The organism is Saccharopolyspora griseoalba (genome assembly GCF_042665275.1).
Taxonomy (GTDB): domain Bacteria; phylum Actinomycetota; class Actinomycetes; order Mycobacteriales; family Pseudonocardiaceae; genus Saccharopolyspora; species Saccharopolyspora griseoalba.
The window spans coordinates 131,482-151,884 of sequence record NZ_JBHTCJ010000008.1 but is presented as its reverse complement, the minus strand read 5'-3'; the positions used below and the strand labels follow the sequence as shown (position 1 = coordinate 151,884).

17 protein-coding genes, 1 other RNA gene and 1 pseudogene are annotated in these 20,403 nt (G+C 72.5%); 13 read left to right on the top strand and 6 right to left on the bottom strand.

Annotated features, from left to right (window positions below):
- Window positions 1-45: 45 nt before the first annotated feature.
- Window positions 46-415: a transfer-messenger RNA gene (gene ssrA / locus ACFQRI_RS17035) on the top strand.
- 725 nt (window positions 416-1,140) lie between these two features.
- A complete protein-coding gene (locus ACFQRI_RS17030) occupies window positions 1,141-1,623 on the top strand; it encodes a hypothetical protein (RefSeq protein ID WP_380669678.1) in 483 nt (160 codons plus the stop codon).
- Window positions 1,624-1,630: 7 nt separating this feature from the next.
- On the opposite strand, the gene ACFQRI_RS17025 is transcribed toward ACFQRI_RS17030, so the two are convergent.
- Window positions 1,631-2,437, bottom strand: a complete 807-nt coding sequence (locus ACFQRI_RS17025; protein WP_380669676.1) for a DUF2182 domain-containing protein — start codon at window positions 2,435-2,437, stop codon at window positions 1,631-1,633.
- Window positions 2,434-3,093, bottom strand: coding sequence for a DUF1326 domain-containing protein (locus ACFQRI_RS17020; protein WP_380669674.1), 660 nt, complete (start codon window positions 3,091-3,093; stop codon window positions 2,434-2,436). Before ACFQRI_RS17020 ends, ACFQRI_RS17025 begins: the two co-directional genes overlap by 4 nt.
- A 610-nt stretch (window positions 3,094-3,703) precedes the next feature.
- Here ACFQRI_RS17020 and ACFQRI_RS17015 point away from each other — a divergent pair.
- Window positions 3,704-4,453 (top strand): SDR family oxidoreductase, encoded by a 750-nt coding sequence (locus tag ACFQRI_RS17015; protein WP_380669672.1) that lies wholly within the window; start codon window positions 3,704-3,706, stop codon window positions 4,451-4,453.
- Window positions 4,454-4,455: 2 nt separating this feature from the next.
- On the opposite strand, the gene ACFQRI_RS17010 is transcribed toward ACFQRI_RS17015, so the two are convergent.
- The gene (locus tag ACFQRI_RS17010) at window positions 4,456-5,367 is read right to left on the bottom strand and encodes a DMT family transporter (RefSeq protein ID WP_380669669.1); all 912 of its coding nucleotides are present in this window, start codon (window positions 5,365-5,367) and stop codon (window positions 4,456-4,458) included.
- A gap of 74 nt (window positions 5,368-5,441) precedes the next feature.
- Between ACFQRI_RS17010 and ACFQRI_RS17005 the strand changes: the two genes are divergently transcribed.
- The 7 genes from ACFQRI_RS17005 (at window position 5,442) to pqqE (ending at window position 11,080) form a co-directional block, all read left to right on the top strand.
- The gene (locus tag ACFQRI_RS17005; protein ID WP_380669667.1) at window positions 5,442-6,320 is read left to right on the top strand and encodes a LysR family transcriptional regulator; all 879 of its coding nucleotides are present in this window, start codon (window positions 5,442-5,444) and stop codon (window positions 6,318-6,320) included.
- A 292-nt stretch (window positions 6,321-6,612) separates the two neighbouring features.
- The gene (locus ACFQRI_RS17000; protein ID WP_380669665.1) at window positions 6,613-7,077 is read left to right on the top strand and encodes an MSMEG_3727 family PQQ-associated protein; all 465 of its coding nucleotides are present in this window, start codon (window positions 6,613-6,615) and stop codon (window positions 7,075-7,077) included.
- Window positions 7,078-7,092: 15 nt separating this feature from the next.
- The gene (locus ACFQRI_RS16995) at window positions 7,093-8,778 is read left to right on the top strand and encodes a PQQ-dependent dehydrogenase, methanol/ethanol family (protein ID WP_380669663.1); all 1,686 of its coding nucleotides are present in this window, start codon (window positions 7,093-7,095) and stop codon (window positions 8,776-8,778) included.
- 13 nt (window positions 8,779-8,791) lie between these two features.
- Window positions 8,792-8,875, top strand: coding sequence for a pyrroloquinoline quinone precursor peptide PqqA (gene pqqA, locus ACFQRI_RS16990; RefSeq protein WP_380669919.1), 84 nt, complete (start codon window positions 8,792-8,794; stop codon window positions 8,873-8,875).
- A 49-nt stretch (window positions 8,876-8,924) separates the two neighbouring features.
- The gene (pqqC, locus tag ACFQRI_RS16985) at window positions 8,925-9,611 is read left to right on the top strand and encodes a pyrroloquinoline-quinone synthase PqqC (protein WP_380669661.1); all 687 of its coding nucleotides are present in this window, start codon (window positions 8,925-8,927) and stop codon (window positions 9,609-9,611) included.
- A complete protein-coding gene (gene pqqD / locus ACFQRI_RS16980; RefSeq protein ID WP_380669659.1) occupies window positions 9,583-9,861 on the top strand; it encodes a pyrroloquinoline quinone biosynthesis peptide chaperone PqqD in 279 nt (92 codons plus the stop codon). Before pqqC ends, pqqD begins: the two co-directional genes overlap by 29 nt.
- Window positions 9,854-11,080 carry a pyrroloquinoline quinone biosynthesis protein PqqE gene (pqqE, locus tag ACFQRI_RS16975; RefSeq protein WP_380669657.1) on the top strand — a complete coding sequence of 409 codons (1,227 nt, stop codon included), beginning with the start codon at window positions 9,854-9,856 and terminating at the stop codon, window positions 11,078-11,080. The genes pqqD and pqqE overlap by 8 nt, the downstream gene beginning before the upstream one ends.
- Here pqqE and ACFQRI_RS16970 read toward each other — a convergent pair.
- Window positions 11,021-11,983, bottom strand: a pseudogene (locus ACFQRI_RS16970) (sodium:calcium antiporter); the annotation flags it as partial. The gene pqqE and the pseudogene ACFQRI_RS16970 sit on opposite strands and share 60 nt — an antisense overlap.
- 211 nt (window positions 11,984-12,194) lie before the next feature.
- Here ACFQRI_RS16970 and ACFQRI_RS16965 point away from each other — a divergent pair.
- From ACFQRI_RS16965 to ACFQRI_RS16955, 3 genes are all read left to right on the top strand, one after another.
- Window positions 12,195-12,623: a YkvA family protein gene (locus tag ACFQRI_RS16965; protein ID WP_380669917.1), complete on the top strand. Its 429-nt coding sequence runs from the start codon at window positions 12,195-12,197 to the stop codon at window positions 12,621-12,623.
- Window positions 12,624-12,758: 135 nt separating this feature from the next.
- On the top strand, window positions 12,759-14,903 hold the full coding sequence (locus ACFQRI_RS16960; protein ID WP_380669655.1) for an AfsR/SARP family transcriptional regulator: 2,145 nt from the start codon (window positions 12,759-12,761) through the stop codon (window positions 14,901-14,903).
- A 142-nt stretch (window positions 14,904-15,045) separates the two neighbouring features.
- Entirely contained in the window at window positions 15,046-16,581 is a 1,536-nt protein-coding gene (locus ACFQRI_RS16955; RefSeq protein WP_380669653.1) for a substrate-binding domain-containing protein, read from the top strand.
- 18 nt (window positions 16,582-16,599) lie between these two features.
- On the opposite strand, the gene ACFQRI_RS16950 is transcribed toward ACFQRI_RS16955, so the two are convergent.
- Window positions 16,600-18,543: a UvrD-helicase domain-containing protein gene (locus tag ACFQRI_RS16950; RefSeq protein ID WP_380669651.1), complete on the bottom strand. Its 1,944-nt coding sequence runs from the start codon at window positions 18,541-18,543 to the stop codon at window positions 16,600-16,602.
- An 86-nt stretch (window positions 18,544-18,629) separates the two neighbouring features.
- A complete protein-coding gene (locus tag ACFQRI_RS16945; protein ID WP_380669649.1) occupies window positions 18,630-20,285 on the bottom strand; it encodes a DUF885 domain-containing protein in 1,656 nt (551 codons plus the stop codon).
- Between the last annotated feature and the right edge of the window lie 118 nt (window positions 20,286-20,403).

Sequence of the window (20,403 nt, the reverse complement as noted above, 5' to 3'; positions counted from 1 at the left end):
GTACACCGGTTCGAAACCCTCGGGCCGGTAGTGGCAAGAGGACATGGGGGTGAACGGTTTCGACTCCGTCAGTTGATCCTTGGGAAGCGTGCCAGTGCAGGCGGGAGACCACTGTGAGCGTCGCCGCAAACAAATAAGCGCCGACAAGAGTCAGCGCGAGTTCGCCCTCGCCGCCTGAGCGAGGAGCAACTCTGTCGGACCGGGAACGCCTCCGTCCCGGAATCCGGCATCAGCTAGGAGGCTCCACCATCGGGTTCGGTCGCGGAACCCGATGGGACATCCCACAGCGACTGGGCTCGTCACCCCGGCTAGTTCGCGAGACCGGGGGAGCCGAGTAGAGGCATAGCGAACTGCGCACGGAGAAGCCTTGGTGAGGCGACGGAGGACCCGGGTTCGATTCCCGGCACCTCCACGCAATGGGCGGTGAGTGCTCGCGGAGGGCGCTCGCCGTTCTTGCGTTTCGGGTGTTGGTTGCGGGGGCCGAGCCCCCGCAGGCCCCCGCGGTGCGGTGGTTGCTCGGGGTTGGCTCCTCGCGTTGGTGGGGTTCTTGGGCTGGTTGCTGACCAGCGGTTTGGTGTTCGGGCGGGTCTCGCGATTGCCACGTGGTGAGTGCTCGCGGAGGGCGCTCGCCGTTTTGCGTTTCGGGTGTTGGTTGCGGGGGCCGAGCCCCCGCAGGCCCCCGCGGTGCGGTGGTTGCTCGGGGTTGGCTCCTCGCGTTGGTGGGGTTCTTGGGCTGGTTGCTGACCAGCGGTTTGGTGTTCGGGCGGGTCTCGCGATTGCCACGTGGTGAGTGCTCGCGGAGGGCGCTCGCCGTTTTGCGTTTCGGGTGTTGGTTGCGGGGGCCGAGCCCCCGCAGGCCCCCGCGGTGCGGTGGTTGCTCGGGGTTGGCTCTTCGCGTTGGTGGGGTTCTTGGGCTGGTTGCTGACCAGCGGTTTGGTGTTCGGGCGGTCTCGCGATTGCCACGTGGTGAGTGCTCGCGGAGGGCGCTCGCCGTTCTTGCGTTTCTTGGTCTGCTCTGGTCCCGGCGGTTCGTGTTCGAGCGGGTTTTCGGTACCGCTCGTCGTACGGTTCGTCGTTGCCGCTGCCCCGCTTCGACGAGGATGGAGTCCTCGATCCCGCGTTCGCCCGGAGGTGACCATCGTGAGGCGCGCATCGTTCGGTTCCGGGCGCGCGATCGGCGCGCGGGGCACGGCGGCGCGGTCGCTGCTCGGCGGGTTCCTGGTCGGCAGCGTCGCGGTCGGTTCGGCGACCGGCACGTTCCGGGTGGAGTCCTGGGTGCTGGGGCTGGTGGGCTTCCCGCTGGTGGCGCTCGCCGGGCAGGCCTGGCGCGCCCGGCGCCGTCCGGAGCGGCTGGTCGCGCTCACCGGGCTGCTCGGTCACCTGGTCACGCTGGTGGTGTTCCTGCTCCTGTACGGCACGGTGTGGTACGCCCCGCTCATCGGGTTCGTCAGCGACGCCGCGCTGCTGTTCTTCGGCTCGTCCATGCTGCTCGCCGCGGCTCGCGGTTACGCGGGGTGCGAGGTGCTGGCGATCTCCAACTGGCTCCTCCGGCGCGACGACCAGCTGGGGTGCGTCGTCTTCGACGCCCTCGATCGGCTCGATCCCCGCAGACCGACCGGCTGATCCGCCGCTACGCCGTGCCGACGAGGCCCGGTGCGGCCAGCAGTGCGGTGCCGAGTCCGATGAGCGCGGTGCCGAGCGCGTAGCTGATGGTCCTGCCGCCGGGCACGACCTTCTCCGCGGCGATCACCGCTGTGATGGCGGCCATCCACGCCAGGCTCATCGCGCCCGCGGCGAGCAGGACGGCCATCAGCGCCCAGCAGCAGCCCAGGCAGTAGCCGCCGTGGCCGATGCCGACCGCCAGCGCCCCGCGCCGGCTGCGGGCGGCTCGGTTCCCGTGCTCGACCACGAGCGCCAGCGGCGACCGGCAGCGCACCAGGCACCGCTGCTTGAGCGGCGAGAACTGGTACGCGCCCGCGATCAGCAGGACGACGGCACCCGCGCGAACCCCGCTGGCGGGACCGCCCGCGGCGAGCGCGCCGAACCCGAGCAGCACCGGGTAGGCGAGCGCTCCGACGGCGCCCCAGAGCACCAGGTAGCCGGCCGTCAGCCAGGCCACGGAGCCGCGCGCGCCCGGCCGGGCGCGCACCAGGCGGCTGACGCCGACGGTGAACGGGGTGATGGCGGGCAGCATCATCGCCGCCATCATCACCACCCAAGTGATCAGGAAGAGGGCGAAGGCGACCGGCTCGGCTCCCGGCATGCTGCCGGTGCTCATCCCGGTGAGGAGGCCCATCCGCACGCCGGGCATCGCGATGCTGCCCGCAACCAGCCACGCGACCGCCGCGAGCAGGACCAGGCACCCGGCCAGCAGCAGCTCGGGCCTCGTCCAGGTGCGGATCGCCGGGATGCCGCGCTCCTGCGCGTGGCGGGTCATGCGCCGTCCGGACCCGTCCACTCGAACGGGATCAACTTGCTGGAGCAGCCCGAGCGATCCCACTGGAAGCCGAAGGCGTCGGCCCGGTCGGTGGTGGCCTTGCCCCAGGTCGCCGCGGGTTGACCCGGCCCCACCTCGGCGCCGGGAAGGTTGTGTACCTGCACCCGCGCACCTTCCGCCGAGGTCGGTCCGGTCAGCGCCTCGACCACGGCTTCGGCCCGGTCCGGTATCCGCACGCTCCAGGTCGCGAGATCGTCGTCGATCGAGGCCTCGATCGGGGCGAACTCCATCCCCCGCATCTCCGGGCGGAACATCGCGCCGAAATCGGCGGGCCAGCCGCCGGCCTCACCGCCGAACACGGTCTGCAGCGCCGCGCGCTGGTCGTCGTCGGCCCGGTCGTCGACGAACACCGCGGCGAAGGGCTCGGTGTGCGCACCGCTCCACACGTTGCCGGTGAACGAGGCGAGCATCGCGACGTTCAGGCCGTCGAGCCGGACCTCGCCGTACGTCCCCTCGCGGATGTGCCAGAGCAGGACGCCCTCGCAGGCGCCGTAGGTGGGCGGCTGGGCGAACGAGCACGGGCACGGGATCGCGCAGTTGCAGGCATCGAACCACGCACCCTTGAGACGCCAATTCTGAATCGCAGGAGTCCCCATGATTTCCCCCTTTTCCGACGATTCGGAAACCCTCAACGCTACGCCGCTCGCCGGACGCCGAACAGCCCCGGAGCGGGCAGCCGCGCCGGGAGCCCGCCGCCGGCGTTCCGCTGCCGTCGCGACGAGGTACGTCGAGGGGCGCACGTTCCGCGCGCTTCGAGGCGGATGTCGGGTTCCCGGGGAGTGCCTGGTGTCAGCGGGGTCGGATCTTCCTCCTGCTGGGCGGGGTGCCTGGTCTTGCGGCTGAGCCGCTTCTCCCCGTTCGTCTCGGGCGCCTACCTGTGGATGGCGCTGGTCGCGTTCGGGGGCATCGCCGTGGAGACGATCGTCACCTACCCCAACGTCTTCCACGACGTGCCGGCTTCGCTGGGCACGGCCGTGGCGTTCTTCGCCGTCACCGGTCCGGCCGACTTCTTCCGCCGTCCTGACCGCGGTTCGGGCGGGAGCGGCCGGTTTCCTGGACGCCCGAGATCGCTCCCCGCTCGTCTCCCTGGCCCACGAGACCGGTCTGCTGACCCCGGGGCGGTCCTGAAGGTCGCGCGGCGCTTCCGGCGAGGAGAACCGCGGCGGGCCTGGTGGACGGATGTTACTCGGCGGTAAGGTCCGGGGCATGCGGACCAACATCGTGATCACCGGGGCCAGTTCCGGGCTCGGCGCCGGGATGGCCCGGCGGTTCGCCGCCCAGGGGCGCAACCTGGCGCTGTGCGCGCGGCGGACCGAGCGGCTCGACGAGCTGGCCGAGGAGCTGACCGCCCGCCACCCGGGGATCCGGGTGATCACCCGGGAGCTCGACGTCAACGATCACGAGCGGGTGTTCGAGGTCTTCGAGGAGTTCCGCGCCGAGCTGGGCACGCTCGACCGGGTGATCGTCAACGCCGGCCTCGGCAAGGGCGCGCGGATCGGCACCGGTCACTTCGAGGCCAACAAGCAGACCGTCGAGACCAACCACGTCGCCGCGCTGGCGCAGTGCGAGGCCGCGATGGGGATCTTCCGGCAGCAGAACGCGGGCCACCTGGTCGTGGTGTCCTCTTTCGCCTCGCTGCGCGGCATGCCCAAGCAGATGACCGCCTACGCCAGCTCCAAGGCGGGCGCTTCCGCGCTGGCCGAGGGGATCCGCGCCGACGTGCTGCGCACCCCGATCCAGGTGACCACCGTGCTGCCCGGCTACATCGAGTCCGAGATGACCGGCGCCAAGGAGGGCGGCACCCCGCTGCTGGCCGGGGCCGAGCGGGGCGTGCGGGCGATGGTCGAGGCGATCGAGAAGGAGCGGGCGAAGGCGTTCGTCCCGGCCTGGCCGTGGCGCCCGCTGAGCCTGCTGGTCCGGCTCCTGCCCGCGAAGATGCTGCGCGAGCTGGCTTGAGGTCACCTCGGGCGGCGCCGGGAGATCGCCACGCCGATCAGGCAGACCGCGCCGCCGACGAAGCCGTAGATCGAAGGGGTCTCGGACAGCAGCAGCCAGGACAGCACGACCGACAGCGCGGGGACCGCGTAGGACGAGGTGCTGAGCTTGCCCGCATCGGTGCGCTTGAGCGCGTAGGCCCAGGTGCTGAACCCCAGCGCCGTCGGGGCGACGCCCAGGTACACCCCGGCGAGGACGGCTCCGGCCGAGGCGGTCCGCAGCTCGGCGATCAGCGCGGGCAGCCAGGGCAGCAGCGCGACGGTGGCGATCACGCACCCCAGCCAGGTGATCACCAGCCCGTCGGAGGTGTGCCGCATCGCGAGCTTCTGGATCAGCACGCCCGCGGCGTAGAGCACCGCGGCCAGCAGGCACAGCACCACGCCGATCCAGTCGCTGCGGCCCGAGGAACCGGCGGCGATGAGCGCGACACCGCCGAAGGACACCGCCGCGCCGATCAGCAGCGGCTTCGGGAAGCCCTCGCCCAGGAACAGCCCCGCGCCGAAGGCCACCAGCAGCGGGGCGACGTTCACCAGCAGGGCCGCGGTGCCCGCGTCGACGTGCAGCTCGCCCGCGTTGAGCGCCACGCTGTAGGCGCCCAGCCAGAGCACGCCGTAGGCGGCGATCAGCCCGAAGCTCTTGCGGGACAGCCTGATCGGCTGGCCGCGGCGCAGCAGCACGAACACCGACAGCGCCGCTGCCGCCACGGCGAGCCGCAGCAGGGCCATCGTCGCGGGGGAGAAGACCTCGCCGAGCTCGCGGATCGCCACGAACGACGACGACCACAGCAGCATCGTGAAGGCCGCGGCGAGTGCCGCCTTGCGCGACTCGGTAACCAGCGAACGGCGAACATCGGTTTGTGGGGTCACGGGCTCCATCTTCGGGGCGCGGCTCGCGTCAGCACAAGCGAATAGTTCTGCACGAGTGTTAAGCATCTCTGTACGGTGTGGGCATGCTCGACATCGCGAGGTTGCGGCTGCTGCGGGCGGTCATCGTCACGGGTTCGATCCGCGCGAGCGCGTCCGCGCTCGGCTACACGCCCTCGGCGGTGAGCCAGCAGCTCGCGGCGCTGCAGCGGGAGACGGGGCTGCGCCTGTTCGAGCGGGTCGGCCGGGGCATCGAGCCCACCGAGGCGGGCCGCACCCTGGCCGCCGAGTCCGAGTCGCTGTTCGAAGCGGTGTCCAAGCTGGAGGGCGTGGTGGGCGATCTGCGCGCGGGCCGCGTCGGGCGCCTGTCCATCGGCTACTTCGGTTCGGCGGGGGCGGCCTGGTTGCCCCGGCTGGTGGCCGTGCTGCGCGAGGAGTTCCCCGAGCTGCGCCTGGACCTGCGGATGACCGAGTTCCGCGACGGGCTGCGGGTGCCGGACATCGACCTGTTCGTGGAGGCCGCGCGCACCGAGCTCCCGGCGGAGGCCGAGGTCCACCGGCTGGTCGACGATCCCTACCTCGCGGTGGTGCGCAGCACCGACCCGCTGGCCGCGCACGACGAGGTCCCGCTGGCGGCGCTCGCCGAGCGCTCCTGGGTGGACAACGACCTGCAGCGGGGCGCGTGCAGGCAGGTGCTGCTGGAGTCCTGCGCCGAGGCGGGCTTCTCGCCGTCGTTCGTGGTGGAGACGCACGACTACGCCACGGCGATCCCGTTCGTCTCCACCGGGATCGGCATCACGGTCGCCCCGCGCCTGGGCGTCGGCGATCTCCCCGCGGGGCTCACCACGGTGGGGCTGGTCAACCCGCGTCCCGTCCGCCACATCTCGGTGGCCGTCCGCAAGGCGATCGCCCACCACCCCGCGGCGACCCGGGCGCTGGAGGTCCTCTCCGATATCGTCCGCTGATCGGTTCGGCGGAAGCGATGGATTAACACGGAGACCGCTGGGCGAAATCGGACGATCTGCGCCGGTAATCCTTCCCCGAACATCGCCCGATTGGCATCGGCGCGCGCCGTCGCCGCAGGTGGAAGTGGCTGAGCGTGCCCGCCGAGAACGGTGCGGGAGAAACGCGAGTGGTGCCCGTTGCCGGAATTTCCGGTGTGGGTGAACCAGTTCCGAGAATGGGTTTTCGAATCATGTCGAAAAATGGTGACCGTGATACGTTTCACACCGGAATTGGAAATGGGGAGGTGAGGTCATGGCGACTGCAGAGCGCGACCTGTCGGAGATGATCGCCGAGCTGGGGCTGGACCGGCAGAACCGGGCGACCCTCGGCCGGATGGTCAGCCACGGCGGGCTCGCGCACGCCACCGAGATGCCGGACGGCCGCATGCACGCGGAGATCCGGATCGTCCCCGACCAGCTGGTCTGGGACCCGTCGATCCTGGTGATGCCGCACGGCGGCGACATCGAGGTCGACCTGTTCAACGACGACTCCAACACCCACTGCGCGCTGATGCCCAGCAACGGCGACAGCCAGTGGATCTGGTTGCCGGTCTACTCCAAGGGAAAGGTCCACCTCAACCTGGACGGTCCGGGTTACTACTGGTTCAGCTCCAACGTCGGCAACGACGAGGGCCGCGGACTCGTCGGAGCGATCGTCGTGCAGGGCGACGTGCCGGTGCAGGGCCGCCTCGATCGCCCCGACCAGCCCAGACCGTAGAAAGGCCCGACCTCCATGACGGACTACATCGAGGCACCACCCGCGACCAAGCTCGCGGATCTGAGCAACGCCACCGGAAACGCGCCCGCGGTCGTCGAGAACCTGGACTACGAGCGGATTCTCAACGCGCGTTCCGAGCCGCAGAACTGGCTGACCTACTACGGCGCCTACGACGGGCACCGCTGCAGCCCGCTGGACGCGATCAACACCGACAACGTGCACCGGCTCGCGCCGGCCTGGGTCTTCCAGTTCGGCTCCTACGGCATGCACGCGGGAGCGTCGACCTACGCCTTCGAAGCGGCGCCGATCGTGGTCGACGGCGTGATGTTCCTGTCCGGCTGGGACGGCTGGGTGTGGGCGCTGGACGCCAAGACCGGTCAGGAGCTGTGGCAGTACAAGCACGCGATCCCGTTCGACGTATCGCTGTGCTGCGGCAACGTCAACCGGGGTGTCGCGGTCGCGCACGGCAAGGTCTTCGTGGCCACGCTCAACGCGCACGTGCTCGCGCTGGACGCGACCACCGGCGAGTGCCTGTGGGACACCGTGCACGGCGACGTGCGGGCGGCCGAGAGCGCCACGGTCGCGCCGCTGGTCGTCAAGGACAAGGTGATCGTGGGCTCCTCCGGAGGGGAGTTCGGCGTCCGCGGCCACCTGGACGCCTACCACGTCGAGACCGGGGAGCGGATGTGGCGCTGCTACACCATCCCCAAGCCCGGCGAGCCCGGTTCGGAGACCTGGCCCGCCGACAGCCCGGCGTGGACGCGCGGCGGCGGAAACACCTGGATCACCGGCACCTACGACCCGGAGCTCAACCTGCTGTACTGGGGCACCGGGAACCCGGCGCCGGACTTCGACGGGGAGGTGCGCCCGGGCGACAACCTCTACACCGACAGCGTCATCGCCGTCGACGCCGACACCGGCGAGATCCGCTGGCACTACCAGTGCACGCCGCACGACCTGTGGGACTACGACTCCAACATGGAGTGCATCCTGTTCGAGCAGGACGACCGGAAGCTGCTGGCGCACTTCGACAAGAACGGCTACTTCTTCGTCCTGGACCGCACCGACGGCTCGCTGGTGCGCGTCACGCCGTTCTCGGACCGGATCACCTGGGGCGAGATCACCCCGGACGGGGACGCCAAGCCGCAGATCTTCCCGGACCAGGAAGGCGTTCCGGTGCACTTCTGGCCCGGTCCGGCCGGCGCCAAGGAGTGGTGCCACGCCGCCTACAACCCGGACACCCACATGTTCTACGTCCCGGTGCAGGACGTCGGTTCGACCGTCACCCGCAGGCGCCGGGAGTTCAAGGAATCGATCCCCTACTGGGGCGCGAGCGTGACCGTGGATTCCCAGGACATGGCCGGGCAGGTCAAGGCGATCGACGCGGCGACCAGCGAGGAGGTCTGGCGCTGGAGCCACCACGTGCCGATCTCGTCGTCGGTGCTGACCACCGCGGGCGGTCTGGTGTTCTGCGGGACGCCGACCGGCGAGTTCAACGCGATGGACGCGCGCACCGGCGAGCTGCTGTGGACGTTCCAGACCGGCAGCGGCCACCACTCCAGCCCGACGACGTTCATGGTCGACGGCCGCCAGTGCATCGCGGTCCCGGTCGGCTGGGGCGCCTGGGTGGAGGGCTTCGCGCCCGGCATGATGGGCGGCCCGCACGGCGACGCGCTGTTCGTCTTCGCGCTCCCGGAATGAGGAGGTGACGCATATGGAGTCCTGGGAGGCTCCGGAATTCGAGGAGGTCGCGGTCGCGCCCGAGGTGACCATGTACGTGGCGCAGCTGGACGACTGACGCACCGGGGCCGCGAGCGATCGCGGCCCCGTTCCCATCGGGAGCGGTCATGACCGTTGCGGGCACCGACGCCTTCGTCGACGAGCTGCGCGCGCACTCGCGGCGCTACCACGACCAGCACCCGTTCCACGCGCGGATGAACTCCGGGCAGCTGGGAGCCCGGCAGATCCGGGGCTGGGTGATCAACCGCTATTACTACCAGGTGGCGATACCGCGCAAGGACGCCGCGATCCTGTCCAACTGCCCGGACCGCGAGGTGCGGCGGCGGTGGATCCGGCGGATCACCGACCACGACGGCACCGCCCCGGGCGAGGGCGGCATCGAGGCCTGGCTGCGGCTGGCCGAGTCCGTCGGGCTGGACCGGCGGGAGGTCGAGCAGGAGCGGCAGGTGCTGCCCGCGGTGCGCTTCGCGGTCGACGCCTACGTGGAGTTCGCGCGCAGCAAGCCGTGGGTGGAGGCGGTGGCCTCCTCGCTGACCGAGCTGTTCGCGCCGGACCTGATGGCGCGGCGGCTGGCCGCCTTCGAGCGGCACTACCCGTGGATCGACGGGGCCGGGCTGGCCTACTTCCGGGAGCGGCTGGACCGGGCGCCGCGCGACGCCGAGCACGCCCTGGAGCTCGTGGTGGACCGGTGCCGGACCGCCGAGCAGCAGGACCGGGCCCTGGCGGCGCTGTCCTTCAAGTGCGATGTGCTGTGGAGCGTTCTGGATGCCATCGACCGCGCTCACCCCGACTAGCCGCGCGCGGCTCTCGCCGCACCTGCGGCTGAGCTTCGACCCGGTGCGGCAGCGGCACGTGCTGCTCGGACCGGAGTCGGTGACCGTGCTCAACCCGACCGGTGCGGCGATCGCGCAGCTCTGCGACGGCCGCACGACGACCGAGGTGCTCGACGCGCTGCGGCAGCGCTACGCCGCGGTGCCCGAGGACGAGGTGCTCGCGTTCCTGGAACGCCTCGCCGGGCGCGGGGCGGTGATCGTCGATGAGTAGCCCCTTCGGCCTGCTCGCCGAGCTCACCTACGCGTGCCCGCTGCACTGCGCGTACTGCTCCAACCCGCTCGACCTGGCCGCCCACGGCGACGAGCTGAGCACCGCCGAGTGGCTCGACGTGCTGGAGCAGGCCCGCGCGCTGGGGGTGCTGCAGGTGCACTTCTCCGGCGGTGAACCGCTGCTGCGGCGCGACCTGCCCGAGCTGGTGCGGCGCGCCGCCGAGCTCGGGCTCTACGGGAACCTGATCACCTCGGGCCTGGGCTTCTCCCGGCGGCGGGCCGAGGAGCTGATCGGCGCCGGGCTCGGGCACGTGCAGATCAGCGTGCAGTCGGACACCGCCGAGGCCTCCGACCGGCTGGCCGGAACCCGCTCCTTCGAGCGCAAGCTCGCGGCCGCCGCGCTGGTCAAGGAGCTCGGGGCGACGCTGACGCTGAACTTCGTGCTGCACCGGCACAACATCGACCGGCTGACCGGGATGCTGCGCCTGGCCGAAGGGCTCGGCGCCGACCGGATCGAGCTGGCCAACACCCAGTACTACGGCTGGGCCTGGCGCAACCGCACCGCGCTGCTGCCCGCCCGCGAGCAGCTGCGCGCGGCCGAGGACACCGTGCGCGCGGCCCGCGGGCGGATGAGCGCCGAGCTCGTCTACGTGCTGCCGGACTACTACGAGAACTACCCGAAGCCCTGCATGGGCGGCTGGGCCAGTCGTCAGCTGACCGTGGCGCCCGACGGGGAGGCGCTGCCCTGCCCGGCCGCCCAGACGCTGCCGCTGCCGCGCACCGGGGTGCGGGAGGCCTCGCTGTCCTGGATCTGGTGGGAGTCGGCGATGTTCCGGGCGTTCCGCGGAACCGGCTGGATGCCCGAGCCCTGCCGCTCCTGCGCGCGCCGCGAGGTCGACCACGGCGGCTGCCGCTGCCAGGCCTTCCAGCTCACCGGCGACCCGGCGCGCACGGACCCGGTGTGCGTGCTCTCCCCGGACCACCACCTGGTCGCCGAAGCCGTGGCGACGGCCAACGCGGATCCGCCGGAGGAGCTGGTGCCGCGGCCGAACCCGGGCCGCCGGTCAGTCCACCTCGACCGGGACGACGCCCAGCAGCCCGTAGCTGAGCGCCCAGTACAGCGCGTAGAGGACGAGCAGGGCCGCTCCGTGCCAGCGGCGCAGGTGGCCGGTGGACAGGAAGTAGGCGGCCAGCGCGGTCAGCACCACCAGCGCGGGTAGGTGGAGGGTGAACACGCTCGGGTCCACCACCAGGCCCCCGGCCAGCAGGATGATGCCGAGCTTGGCGGTCACCGAGAACACCACGCTGCCGATCACGTTGCCCACGCCGATCTCCGGCGCTCCGCGCCGCGTGGGCTCCACGGTGAGGAAGACGTCCTCGATGGTCAGCACCAGGGTGGCGATCGTGGCGCCGAACAGGGTGCCCTCCAGCCCGTAGTCGTCGAGGATGCCCTCGGTGCCCGCGCCGGTGGCCGAGGCGCCCACGATCAGCCCGGCCAGGGCCAGCAGCGCCAGCCCCAGCCCGGCCCAGCCGTTGAGGTTGCGGGCCTCGGCGAAGGGCATCCGGTCGGCGAACCCCGGTTCGGCCCGCGGCGGCGGAGGAGCGAGCGCGGTGGTCCCGCCGCCACCGCGCTCGCGCGCGGCCGCGTAGGCCTCGTAGAGCTCGGCGTCGCGGAAAACGGGCCGTTCGCCGCGGGATTCGCGCACCACCACGTAGGCGAGGAACCCGCCGAACAGCGCCAGCAGCAGCACGCCGGAGGCCGCGTTCATCGGCACCAGCGCGACGAAGGCGACCATCACCAGCGGGGAGGCGGCGAACAGCAGCAGGTAGTCGCGCGGGATGTTCACCCTGGTCGGCACGAGCAGCGCGGCCAGCGCCAGCACCACCCCGGGCAGCGACAGCGCGGTGCCGAACACGATGCCGAGCGCCACCCCGTCGAGGTCCTCCACGTTGAGCGCGACGCCGAGGAAGATGTCGTCGAACTCGATGCCGGTGAAGATGATCGCCAGCAGGAACACCGAGATCCGCAGTCCGCTCGCGATGCCGACCAGGTAGCCGACCAGCTTCTCCGCGCTGTAGATCAGCAGCGCGGATCCGGCGAGGAACACGAAGATGGCTTCCATGGCGCCTCGAAATCCGTTGGGGTGGGCAGAACTCACCGGATGCGGGAAATTCTGTCCGCCACGATGAGGCGGCCGCAGCTCGCGGGGCAACACCTGGGGCACCGGTGACGGGTGTTGCGCAACGGGCGGCCGAGAAGCGCGGACGAGTGGGCTCGGACACGGCCGGCCCAGGTGACGGCACCGCGTCGCTACATTGAGCGGTGTGACGGCCCTGCTCGACTCCCCGGTGGCGCAGCTGGTCCTGGGCGTGGCCGCGGGGGCGGCGCTGGCCTGGCTCGCGCTGGTCGTGGTGCTGTTCGCGGTGCGCCCGCGCGGCGGGCTGCTGCGCGAGGCCCTGCGCCTGCTGCCGGACACCCTGCGCCTGCTCAAGCGCCTCGCGGGCGACCCGGCGCTGCCGCGCGGCGCCCGGCTGCTGGTGGGAGCCCTGCTGGCCTACCTCGCCCTGCCGTTCGACCTGGTGCCGGACTTCGTGCCGGTGCTCGGCTACGCCGATGACGCGATCGTGGTCGCCGCCGTGCTGCGCGCGGTGGTGCACCGCGCCGGGCACGACGCGGTGCGCAGGCACTGGCCGGGGAGCCAGGACGGGTTCGACGCCCTCCGCCGCCTCACCGGGCTCCGGGAGCCCAGCCGTTCGGCCTGAGCCCGGCGCCGTCCGATCGACCCGCGCCGGATCTTCGGCAAATGCGGGGGAGTTCGTTGCGCCCGACCGCGGAACCCGAGGAAACTCGGATCGTTCAGACCTGGTCGCGACGGATGATTGCAGGGGTGGAAGCCGGTGCGCTTCGACGTGCTGGGAGCGGTGCGCGTGCGAGGTGCCGCCGACCGGGAAGTACCGGTTCCCGGCCTGCTGCGGCAGCGGCTGCTGGCCCTGCTGCTCGCGCGCGCCAACGCCCCGGTCCCGGCCGAGAGCCTCGCCACCGCGCTGTGGGGCGAGCGAGCCGACGACCGCGCCGGCAGCAGGCTGCACCTGCTGGTGCACCGGTTGCGGAAGACCCTCGGGGAACCCGGCAGGCTGGTCTCCGACGGCGGCGGCTACTGGATCCAGGTCGAACCCGACGAGCTGGACGCGGAGCGCTTCGAGACGCTGCTCGACCTGGCGGGCTCCGCCCCCGACGCCGAGCGCCGCGTCGACCTGCTGCGGCAGGCCAACCGGCTCTGGCGCGGCGCGCCGTACCAGGACCTGGACCTGCGCGAGCTGGCCGGCGAGGCGCAGCGGCTGGCCGAGCTCCGGTTGGAGTCCCTCGAACAGCTGCACACCGCCGAGCTGGAGCGCGGCAGGCACGCCTCGGTCGTCGCCGAGCTGACCGAGCTGGCGCGGGAGAACCCGTTGCGGGAGCGCTTCCACGCGCTGCTGATGACCGCGCTCTACCGCGCGGGCAGGCAGGCCGACGCGCTCGCCGCCTACCAGCGGGCGCGAAGCGCCCTCGTCGAGGAGCTCGGCCTGGAGCCGGGCCCGGCGCTGCGCGAGATCGAGGCGCGCATCCTGGCCGGCGAGCAGTTCGACTTCGAACGGCCCGCCGCGCGGCGGACCCCGCGCCCCGCGCAGCTGCCGCACGACCCGCCCGGCTTCGTCGGGCGCGAGGCCGCGCTCGCCGAGCTCGACCGCGTCAGCGAGTCGGCCGAGGTGCCCGTCGCGGTGGTCGCGGGTACCGCGGGCGTCGGCAAGACCGCGCTGGTCACGCACTGGGCGCACGGCGCGCGGGAGCGCTTCCCGGACGGCCAGCTGCACGCCGACCTGCGCGGCTACGGCCCCGACCACCCGCTGCCCACCGGCGAGGTGCTGGGCGGCTTCCTGCGCGCGCTGGGCGTGCCCGCCGAGGCGGTCCCGGCGGCGGAGGCCGAGCGCGCCGCGCGGCTGCGCACCCTCCTCGACCAGCGGCGGATGCTGATCGTGCTGGACAACGCCGCCGCTCCCGAGCAGGTCCGGCCGCTGCTGCCCGGGACGTCGAGCTGCTTCGCGGTGGTCACCAGCCGCGACGCGCTGGCCGGGCTGAGCGCCCGGGACGGCGCGCACCGCGTGGTCCTCGACCGGATGCAGCCCGCCGAGGCCAGGGCGCTGCTCGGCGAACGGCTGGTCGCGGTCTCCGACGTCGAGCTGCTCGACCGGCTCGCCGAGCGCTGCGCGCGGCTACCGCTGGCGCTGCGGGTGGCCGCCGAGCGCGTCCGGCGCGGCCGCAGCACCGACGTGGCCGAGCTGCTCGACGAGCTCACCGCCCAGTCGCGGGGCCTGGACGCGTTCGACACCGGCGACGAGCGGACCTCGCCGCGCGCGGTGTTCTCCTGGTCGTACCGGAACCTGCCGCCGGACGCCGCGCGGCTGTTCCGCCTCTACGGCTTCACCTGCAGGCACGCCGGGCACCGCGTCGGCGTCTTCGCGCTCACGGCGCTGCTGGGGGCCGATGACGTGCGCACCACGCGCAGGCTGCTGGACGTGCTGGTGCGGGCGCACCTGATCACCGAGGTCTCCTCCGGCCGCTTCGAGATGCACCCGCTGCTGGGCGACTACGCGACCGAGCTCGCCGCCCAGGAGGCCGACCACGCCGCGATCATCGGACGGCTGCTCGGCTTCTACCTGCACACCGCGAGCCTGGCGATCGGGCAGGTGGATCCGGGGCGCGCCTGGCGCCCCGACGTGCCCGCCCCCGCGGTGATGCCGCCGCTGTCGAACCGCGAATCCGCGCTCAACTGGCTGGAAACCGAGCGCCCGAACCTGATGTGCGTCGCGGAGAGCGCCGCGCGCGCCGGCTTGCACGACGTGCTCACCACGCTCTTCGGCCTCTACCACGATCACCTGGCCGGGCGGGGGCGCTGCTACGACGACGCCGACCGGCTCCGCGAGCTGGCCTCGCGCGCCGGAGCCGACGTCTCCGACCGGGTCCCGCGGGCCCGGAACTCCCGGGAATCGCCGGCAGCTCCGTAGGTCGTGGCGGCGAAGTCCCCGCACGAGCGCGGTTTTGCCGAACAGGTGGTGAATTGCCGGGGAACAGCAGGACGATCCGGTGCCGGGCGGTGTTCGCGGCGGCCTAGGTTGGCCGGACATTCCCGTCATCGCGGAGGCGTCCGTGTCCGGCATTCCCTGGGAACTCGTCCTCGCCATCATCGGTGTCCTGGTGCCCATCGCCGCGTTCCTGTGGGAGTTCGCGGTCGTCGGCCGCAAGCGTCTTGGCTACCGGGTGCAGATGGACACCACCCCCACCGACGTCAGCCCCGCGCACGCGGGCGCGTGGCGCCGGTTGGAGCGGGAGAGCGGCGAGCGGCTGGTCGACCCGTCGTTCGCGCTGCTGCGCATCGAGAACGTGGCCAGCGCGCCGATCACCGAATCCGACTACTCCGCACCGGCCAACACCGAGGTCGGGCTGTGGGCGCGGTTCCCGGGGCGGCGGGTGACCGGGGTGGTGGTCACCGAGCTCAGCGACCCCGCGCTGGGGCGGTACTTCGCCGACGACGCTCCCGGGCTCGGGATGCGGGACACCCAGGAGGGCGCGGTCACCGTCGGGATCGTCGAGCTGCCCAAGGTCAAGCTCAACCCGGGCGCGCACTACAAGGTGCTGGTGGTGCTGGAGCGCGCCGGGGACAACGACCTGCAGTTCCCCGAGCCCGAAGTCGTCGGCACGGTCAGCGGGGGCGGGGACGGCAAGATCCTCAAGACCAAGGGCCAGACCGGCACCCCGCGCTGGGTGGTCGCCCTGGTGTGCTTCCTGCTCATGATCGGCCTCGCCGAGCCGTTCCTGTTCGAGGTCACCGGGGACGACCCGGCCCCGCTGGACTGCGCGTCCGGCGAGCTCACCGTGGTCGGCTCGACGGCGTTCCGGTCGGTGCTGCGGGAAGCCGGCGAGTCCTACCGGGACTCGTGCCCGGAGGCCGAGATCGAGCTGCGGCTGGACAACAGCCACCAGGGACTGCGCGCGCTGGACGAGTCGGGGGAGCGCGGGGTGCTGGCGTTCTCCGACGGCCCGAAGGGCGACCGGATGCCCGCGCTGGTGCCGCGCCCGGTGGCGCTGCTGCTGTTCACCGTCGTGATCCACCCGGACACCGGGGTGCACGACCTGACCTCGGCGGAGCTGCGCGAGGTCTTCGCCGGCGAGATCTCGAACTGGCGGGAGCTCGGCGGCAACGACCTGCCGGTGCGCATCGTCGATCGGGAAGCGGCCTCGGGCACCCGCGCGACCTTCGAGGAGCGGGTCCTGGGCGGGGTGAAGGAACCCGGCGAGAACACCGAGGACTGCGTCTCGGCGCCGCGCGGCGAGGTCGCGCGCTGCCGCCGGGACGGCACCGACGAGCTGCTGGGCGCCGTCGCGCAGACCCCGGGCGCGATCGGGTACGCCGAGCTGAAGGCCGCGCAGGGCCGCGGCGAGGTACAGCTGGTGCGCGTCGACGGGCAGGCGGCGTCCGCGAAGGCCGCCGAGGCGGGCGCCTACCCGTTCTGGCAGACCGAGTACGCCTACACGCGAGGAGTTCCCGCTGCGGATTCGCTGCCGATGAGCTTCCTGCGGTTCCTCACCAACCAGCGGGGTGCGGACATCATCCGCTCCCACGGCAACACCCCGTGCCAGGACCTGCGCAACCCGGTCACCTGCCGGCCCGAACCGGCGCCCTGAGGCGGCCCGCGACCCGGATCAGCCGTGCGGGGCGCCGATCCAGAGGTAGTCGCGGGCTCGGGTCATGGCGACGAGGCGGCGGCGCAGCTGGGCCTCGCGATCCTCGCGGAACGCGGAGGCGGTGTCCGGTTCGCCGGGCAGGAAGACGTTGCGGAACTCGGTGCCCTTGGCCCGGAACAGCGTGCCCACCAGGACCGGGCCGGTCGTGCGGCCGTCCCAGCGGTCCAGCGGGCGCGCGGGCACGCCGGCGGAGCGCAGCACGTTCTCCCAGTGCTCGGCGGAGGCGTTGGTGCTGGTCAGCACAGCTGTGGCCGAGTCGTCGTCGAGCCCGCGCAGCGCTTCGAGCAGCGCGCTCTCCTGGTCGGTGCCGTGCCACTCCACGACCCGCCCGCCCGGCAGCTGCGGCAGCGCGGCGTCCAGCGGCACCGAGGGACCGCCGTCGAGGTCGTCGAAGCGGTTGATCGCCTCCACCTGCCCGGCGCGGTCCAGCACGGCGGTGCGGTTGCGGTAGTTGCACCGCAGGATCTCGCCCCGCCCGGCCAGCTCGATGCCGGCCTCGGACAGCCGCCAGCCGCCCGCGTAGACCTGCTGCTGCCCGTCGCCGACGAGCAGGAGCTGGTCCGGCGCGTCGCCGCTGATCTCGTGCGCCAGCCGCAGCCCGGCGAGCGTGAGGTCCTGCACCTCGTCGACGACCACCGCGGCGTACTGCCGGGGCAGCGGCCTGCGCTCGAGCTCGGCCAGCGCGCGCATCAGCACGTCGTTGTGGTCGAAGACCCCGCGCTCGGAGAGCTCGCGCTCGTACTCGCAGTAGAACTGCCAGACGTGCGAGCGGAAGTCCGGCGGCAGCGGCCTGCCGCGCCCCTTGCGCGGGACCGAGCGGTAGGCCTCGAAGGAGCGGATCGCCCGGCCCTTGATCACCCGGTCGACCTCGTCCTTCCAGTAGCCCCGCGAGTTGCGGAAACCCCGCAGCGGCGCGGAGAGCTCCGCGCGCTGCCACACCGATTCGAACGCCGCCTCGACCTCCCGGTCGTCGACCTCGGCCAGCCGCCCGCGCCCGGCCAGGAAGTCCCGCGCCCACGCGTGCAGGTGGACGAACTCGACCCGGTTGCCCAGGTGCGGGGCGAGCTGCCGGAACTGCTGGGCGGCCACCGACGGGACCGTGGACTGGTGCGAGGTGAACAGCAGCTTCCCGGTGGTGCGCCTGGCGAGGTAGGCGAGGCGGTGCAGCGCGATCACCGACTTCCCGGTTCCCGCGGGACCGGTGATGCGCGCCGGGCCGGAGTAGCTGCGCCGCACCGCGCCGAGCTGCGTGCCGTCCAGGAAGATCCGCCAGTCCCGGAACGGGCGCTGCAGCGCGCTCCGCAGCCGCTGCTCGTGCGGGTCGAAGAGCTCCGCGGTCTCGGCGTCCTGGCCGCGCGGCAGCGGGATGCGCCGCGCGCTCCACATCATCGGCGCGAGGTCGAAGGTGCGGCTGTCCAGGTGCTCGGCGACCGAGCGCGCCTCATCGGCGGACAGCAGCCGCTCGCCGTTGCGCAGCACCGGGTCCAGCTGGTCCTCGGTGATCGCGGTGTGCTCCTCGTCCTCGCCCAGGTGGCCGGTGTGGCCCATCGGGTGGACGACCACCGCGCGGACGACGGCCTCGCTGAGCATCGCCGGACCGATGGTCGCGCCCGCGAGCAGTTCCGAGACCCACACGAAGGCCGCGCGGGAATCGGTCCAGTCCGGCTCGGTCTCGCGCAGCAGGACCACCAGCACGCCCTGCGGCCCGACCAGCACCGCGTCCGGCCGCTGCGCCGGGGTGCGCGGGGCGAACTGGTTGAGCAGCGGGTACCAGCCGTTCGCCGCCTCCACCGATAATCGCTGCAGCACGCGCTTCTGCCACGGCGGCAGCAGGCGGTCCTTGAGCTGCTGCTCGGCCGCGCGCCTGAGTTGTTCCTGTCGGTGGTGGAAGGTCCCGGGCACGGTTCCTCCAGTCGGAAGCTGATTCGAACACGCTCGGTATCGACATTAATCCGTTCTGTGTCGATTTCGAGCGTGATCGGGACGCGTCACCTGGATGTAGCAGGCAGCTGGTCGCGAACCAGGAAATCCAAAGTGGACAGCGGGAGGGCGCCGTGGCCGAGGACCACGTCGTGGAACCGCCGGATGTCGAAGTCCGCGCCGAGCCGCCGCTGCGCGTCGGCCCGGATCCGCTCGATCTCCAGCCGGCCCACGAGGTAGGACAGCGCCTGCCCCGGGATGGCGATGTAGCGGTCCACCTCCGAGGCGGCCTCCAGGTCGCCGAGCACCGTGCTGGCGCGCATCTGCTCCAGCGCCCGCCGCCTGCTCCAGCCGAACTCGTGCAGCCCGGTGTCCACGACCAGCCGGGTGGCGCGCAGCAGGTCCTGCACCAGCGCCCCCATCCGGGCGAGGTCGCCGGAGTACAGCCCCATCTCGTCGGCGAGCTCCTCGGTGTAGAGGCCCCAGCCCTCGGCGTAGGCGGTGATCATGCCCAACCTGCGCAGCAGCGGCAGGTCGTCGAGCTGCTGCGCGACGCCGAGCTGCAGGTGGTGGCCGGGCGTCACCTCGTGGAAGGCGATCACCTCGGAGGCGTACCTCGGCCGCTGGCGCGGGCTGGTGGTGTTCGCGAAGTACACCCCGGGCCGCGAGCGGTCCAGGGCGGGCGGCAGGTAGAAGCCGATCGGCGTGCTCTCCGAGGCGTTCGGCACGGCCCGCACCTCGCAGGGCTGCGCCGCGAGGTCGCCGAACCACCTCGGGGCCTCGGCGTCCGCCCGGGCGATCGCCTCGCGCGCCGAGGTCAGCATCTCCTCGCCGTCGTCGAAGAACAGCTCGGGATCGGTCCGCAACCGCTGCAGCGCCCGGTCGGGGTCCCGCTCGCCCCACAGCGCCTCGCCCAGTTCGCCGACCCGCGCGCGCAGCTCCTCGATCCGGGCGAGGCCGAGCTCGTGCAGCTCGCGCGGGGTGCGGTCGGTGGTGGTGTGCGCGTGCACCAGGGCGTGGTAGATCTCCGCGCCGCCCGGCAGCCAGCACAGGCCGGGCCGCTGCTCGTCGCGCGCGTGCGGGGCGATCTCCTCGGCCAGCACCTCGCGGTAGCGCACCAGCGCCGGCCGCACGACCTGCTCCAGCAGCCGGTCCCGGTGCACCAGCAGCGGGTCCGGCAGCTCCGGGGTGCGCAGCGGGTCCCCCTCCGGGTCGGCGAGCAGCTCGTCCAGGTGGGCGATCGCGCCGTCGACCAGCGGGTGGACCGGGACCCGACCGGCGCGCACTCCCTGCCGGTGCCGCTCGGCGGCGGCCGCGGTGAACTCCGGGATCGCGTTCAGCCGCCGGAGGAACGCCTCGGCCTGCTCCTGGCCGTCCACCGGGATCTGACCCAGCCGGAACAGCAGGCCGGCGACCGGCGCGAACAGGTTGCCCGTCGCGGTGTACTCCGGTGCGGCCGAGTCGATCTCGTCGACCATCGCCTGCGCCTGCTGGACCACGACCGCGATGGTCAGCCGCTGCTCCAGCTCGGCGTGGTTGGTGTCCACCGCCATCGCCCGCACCCGGATCTTCTCGGCGACCCCGCGCCGGTGGTACTCGGCGGCCGCCGAGATCTCCGGCAGCAGGTGGTCGCGGCCGTCCACGCCCAGCAGCGTGGCACCGACCGGGTCGGCGTCCAGCTGCAGGTCGAGCAATTCCTGGGCGAGCTGGTCCGGAGTGGTCACGCCCACAATCGTGCCCCGAACCGCCCCGCCCGACAGGCCGAGGCTCGTTCTGGCCGCCGGAGGAGCGGCCCCGGGCCGCGCCCAGGCGGCCGCGCCCGGGTCGTTCCGGACGTGCCGT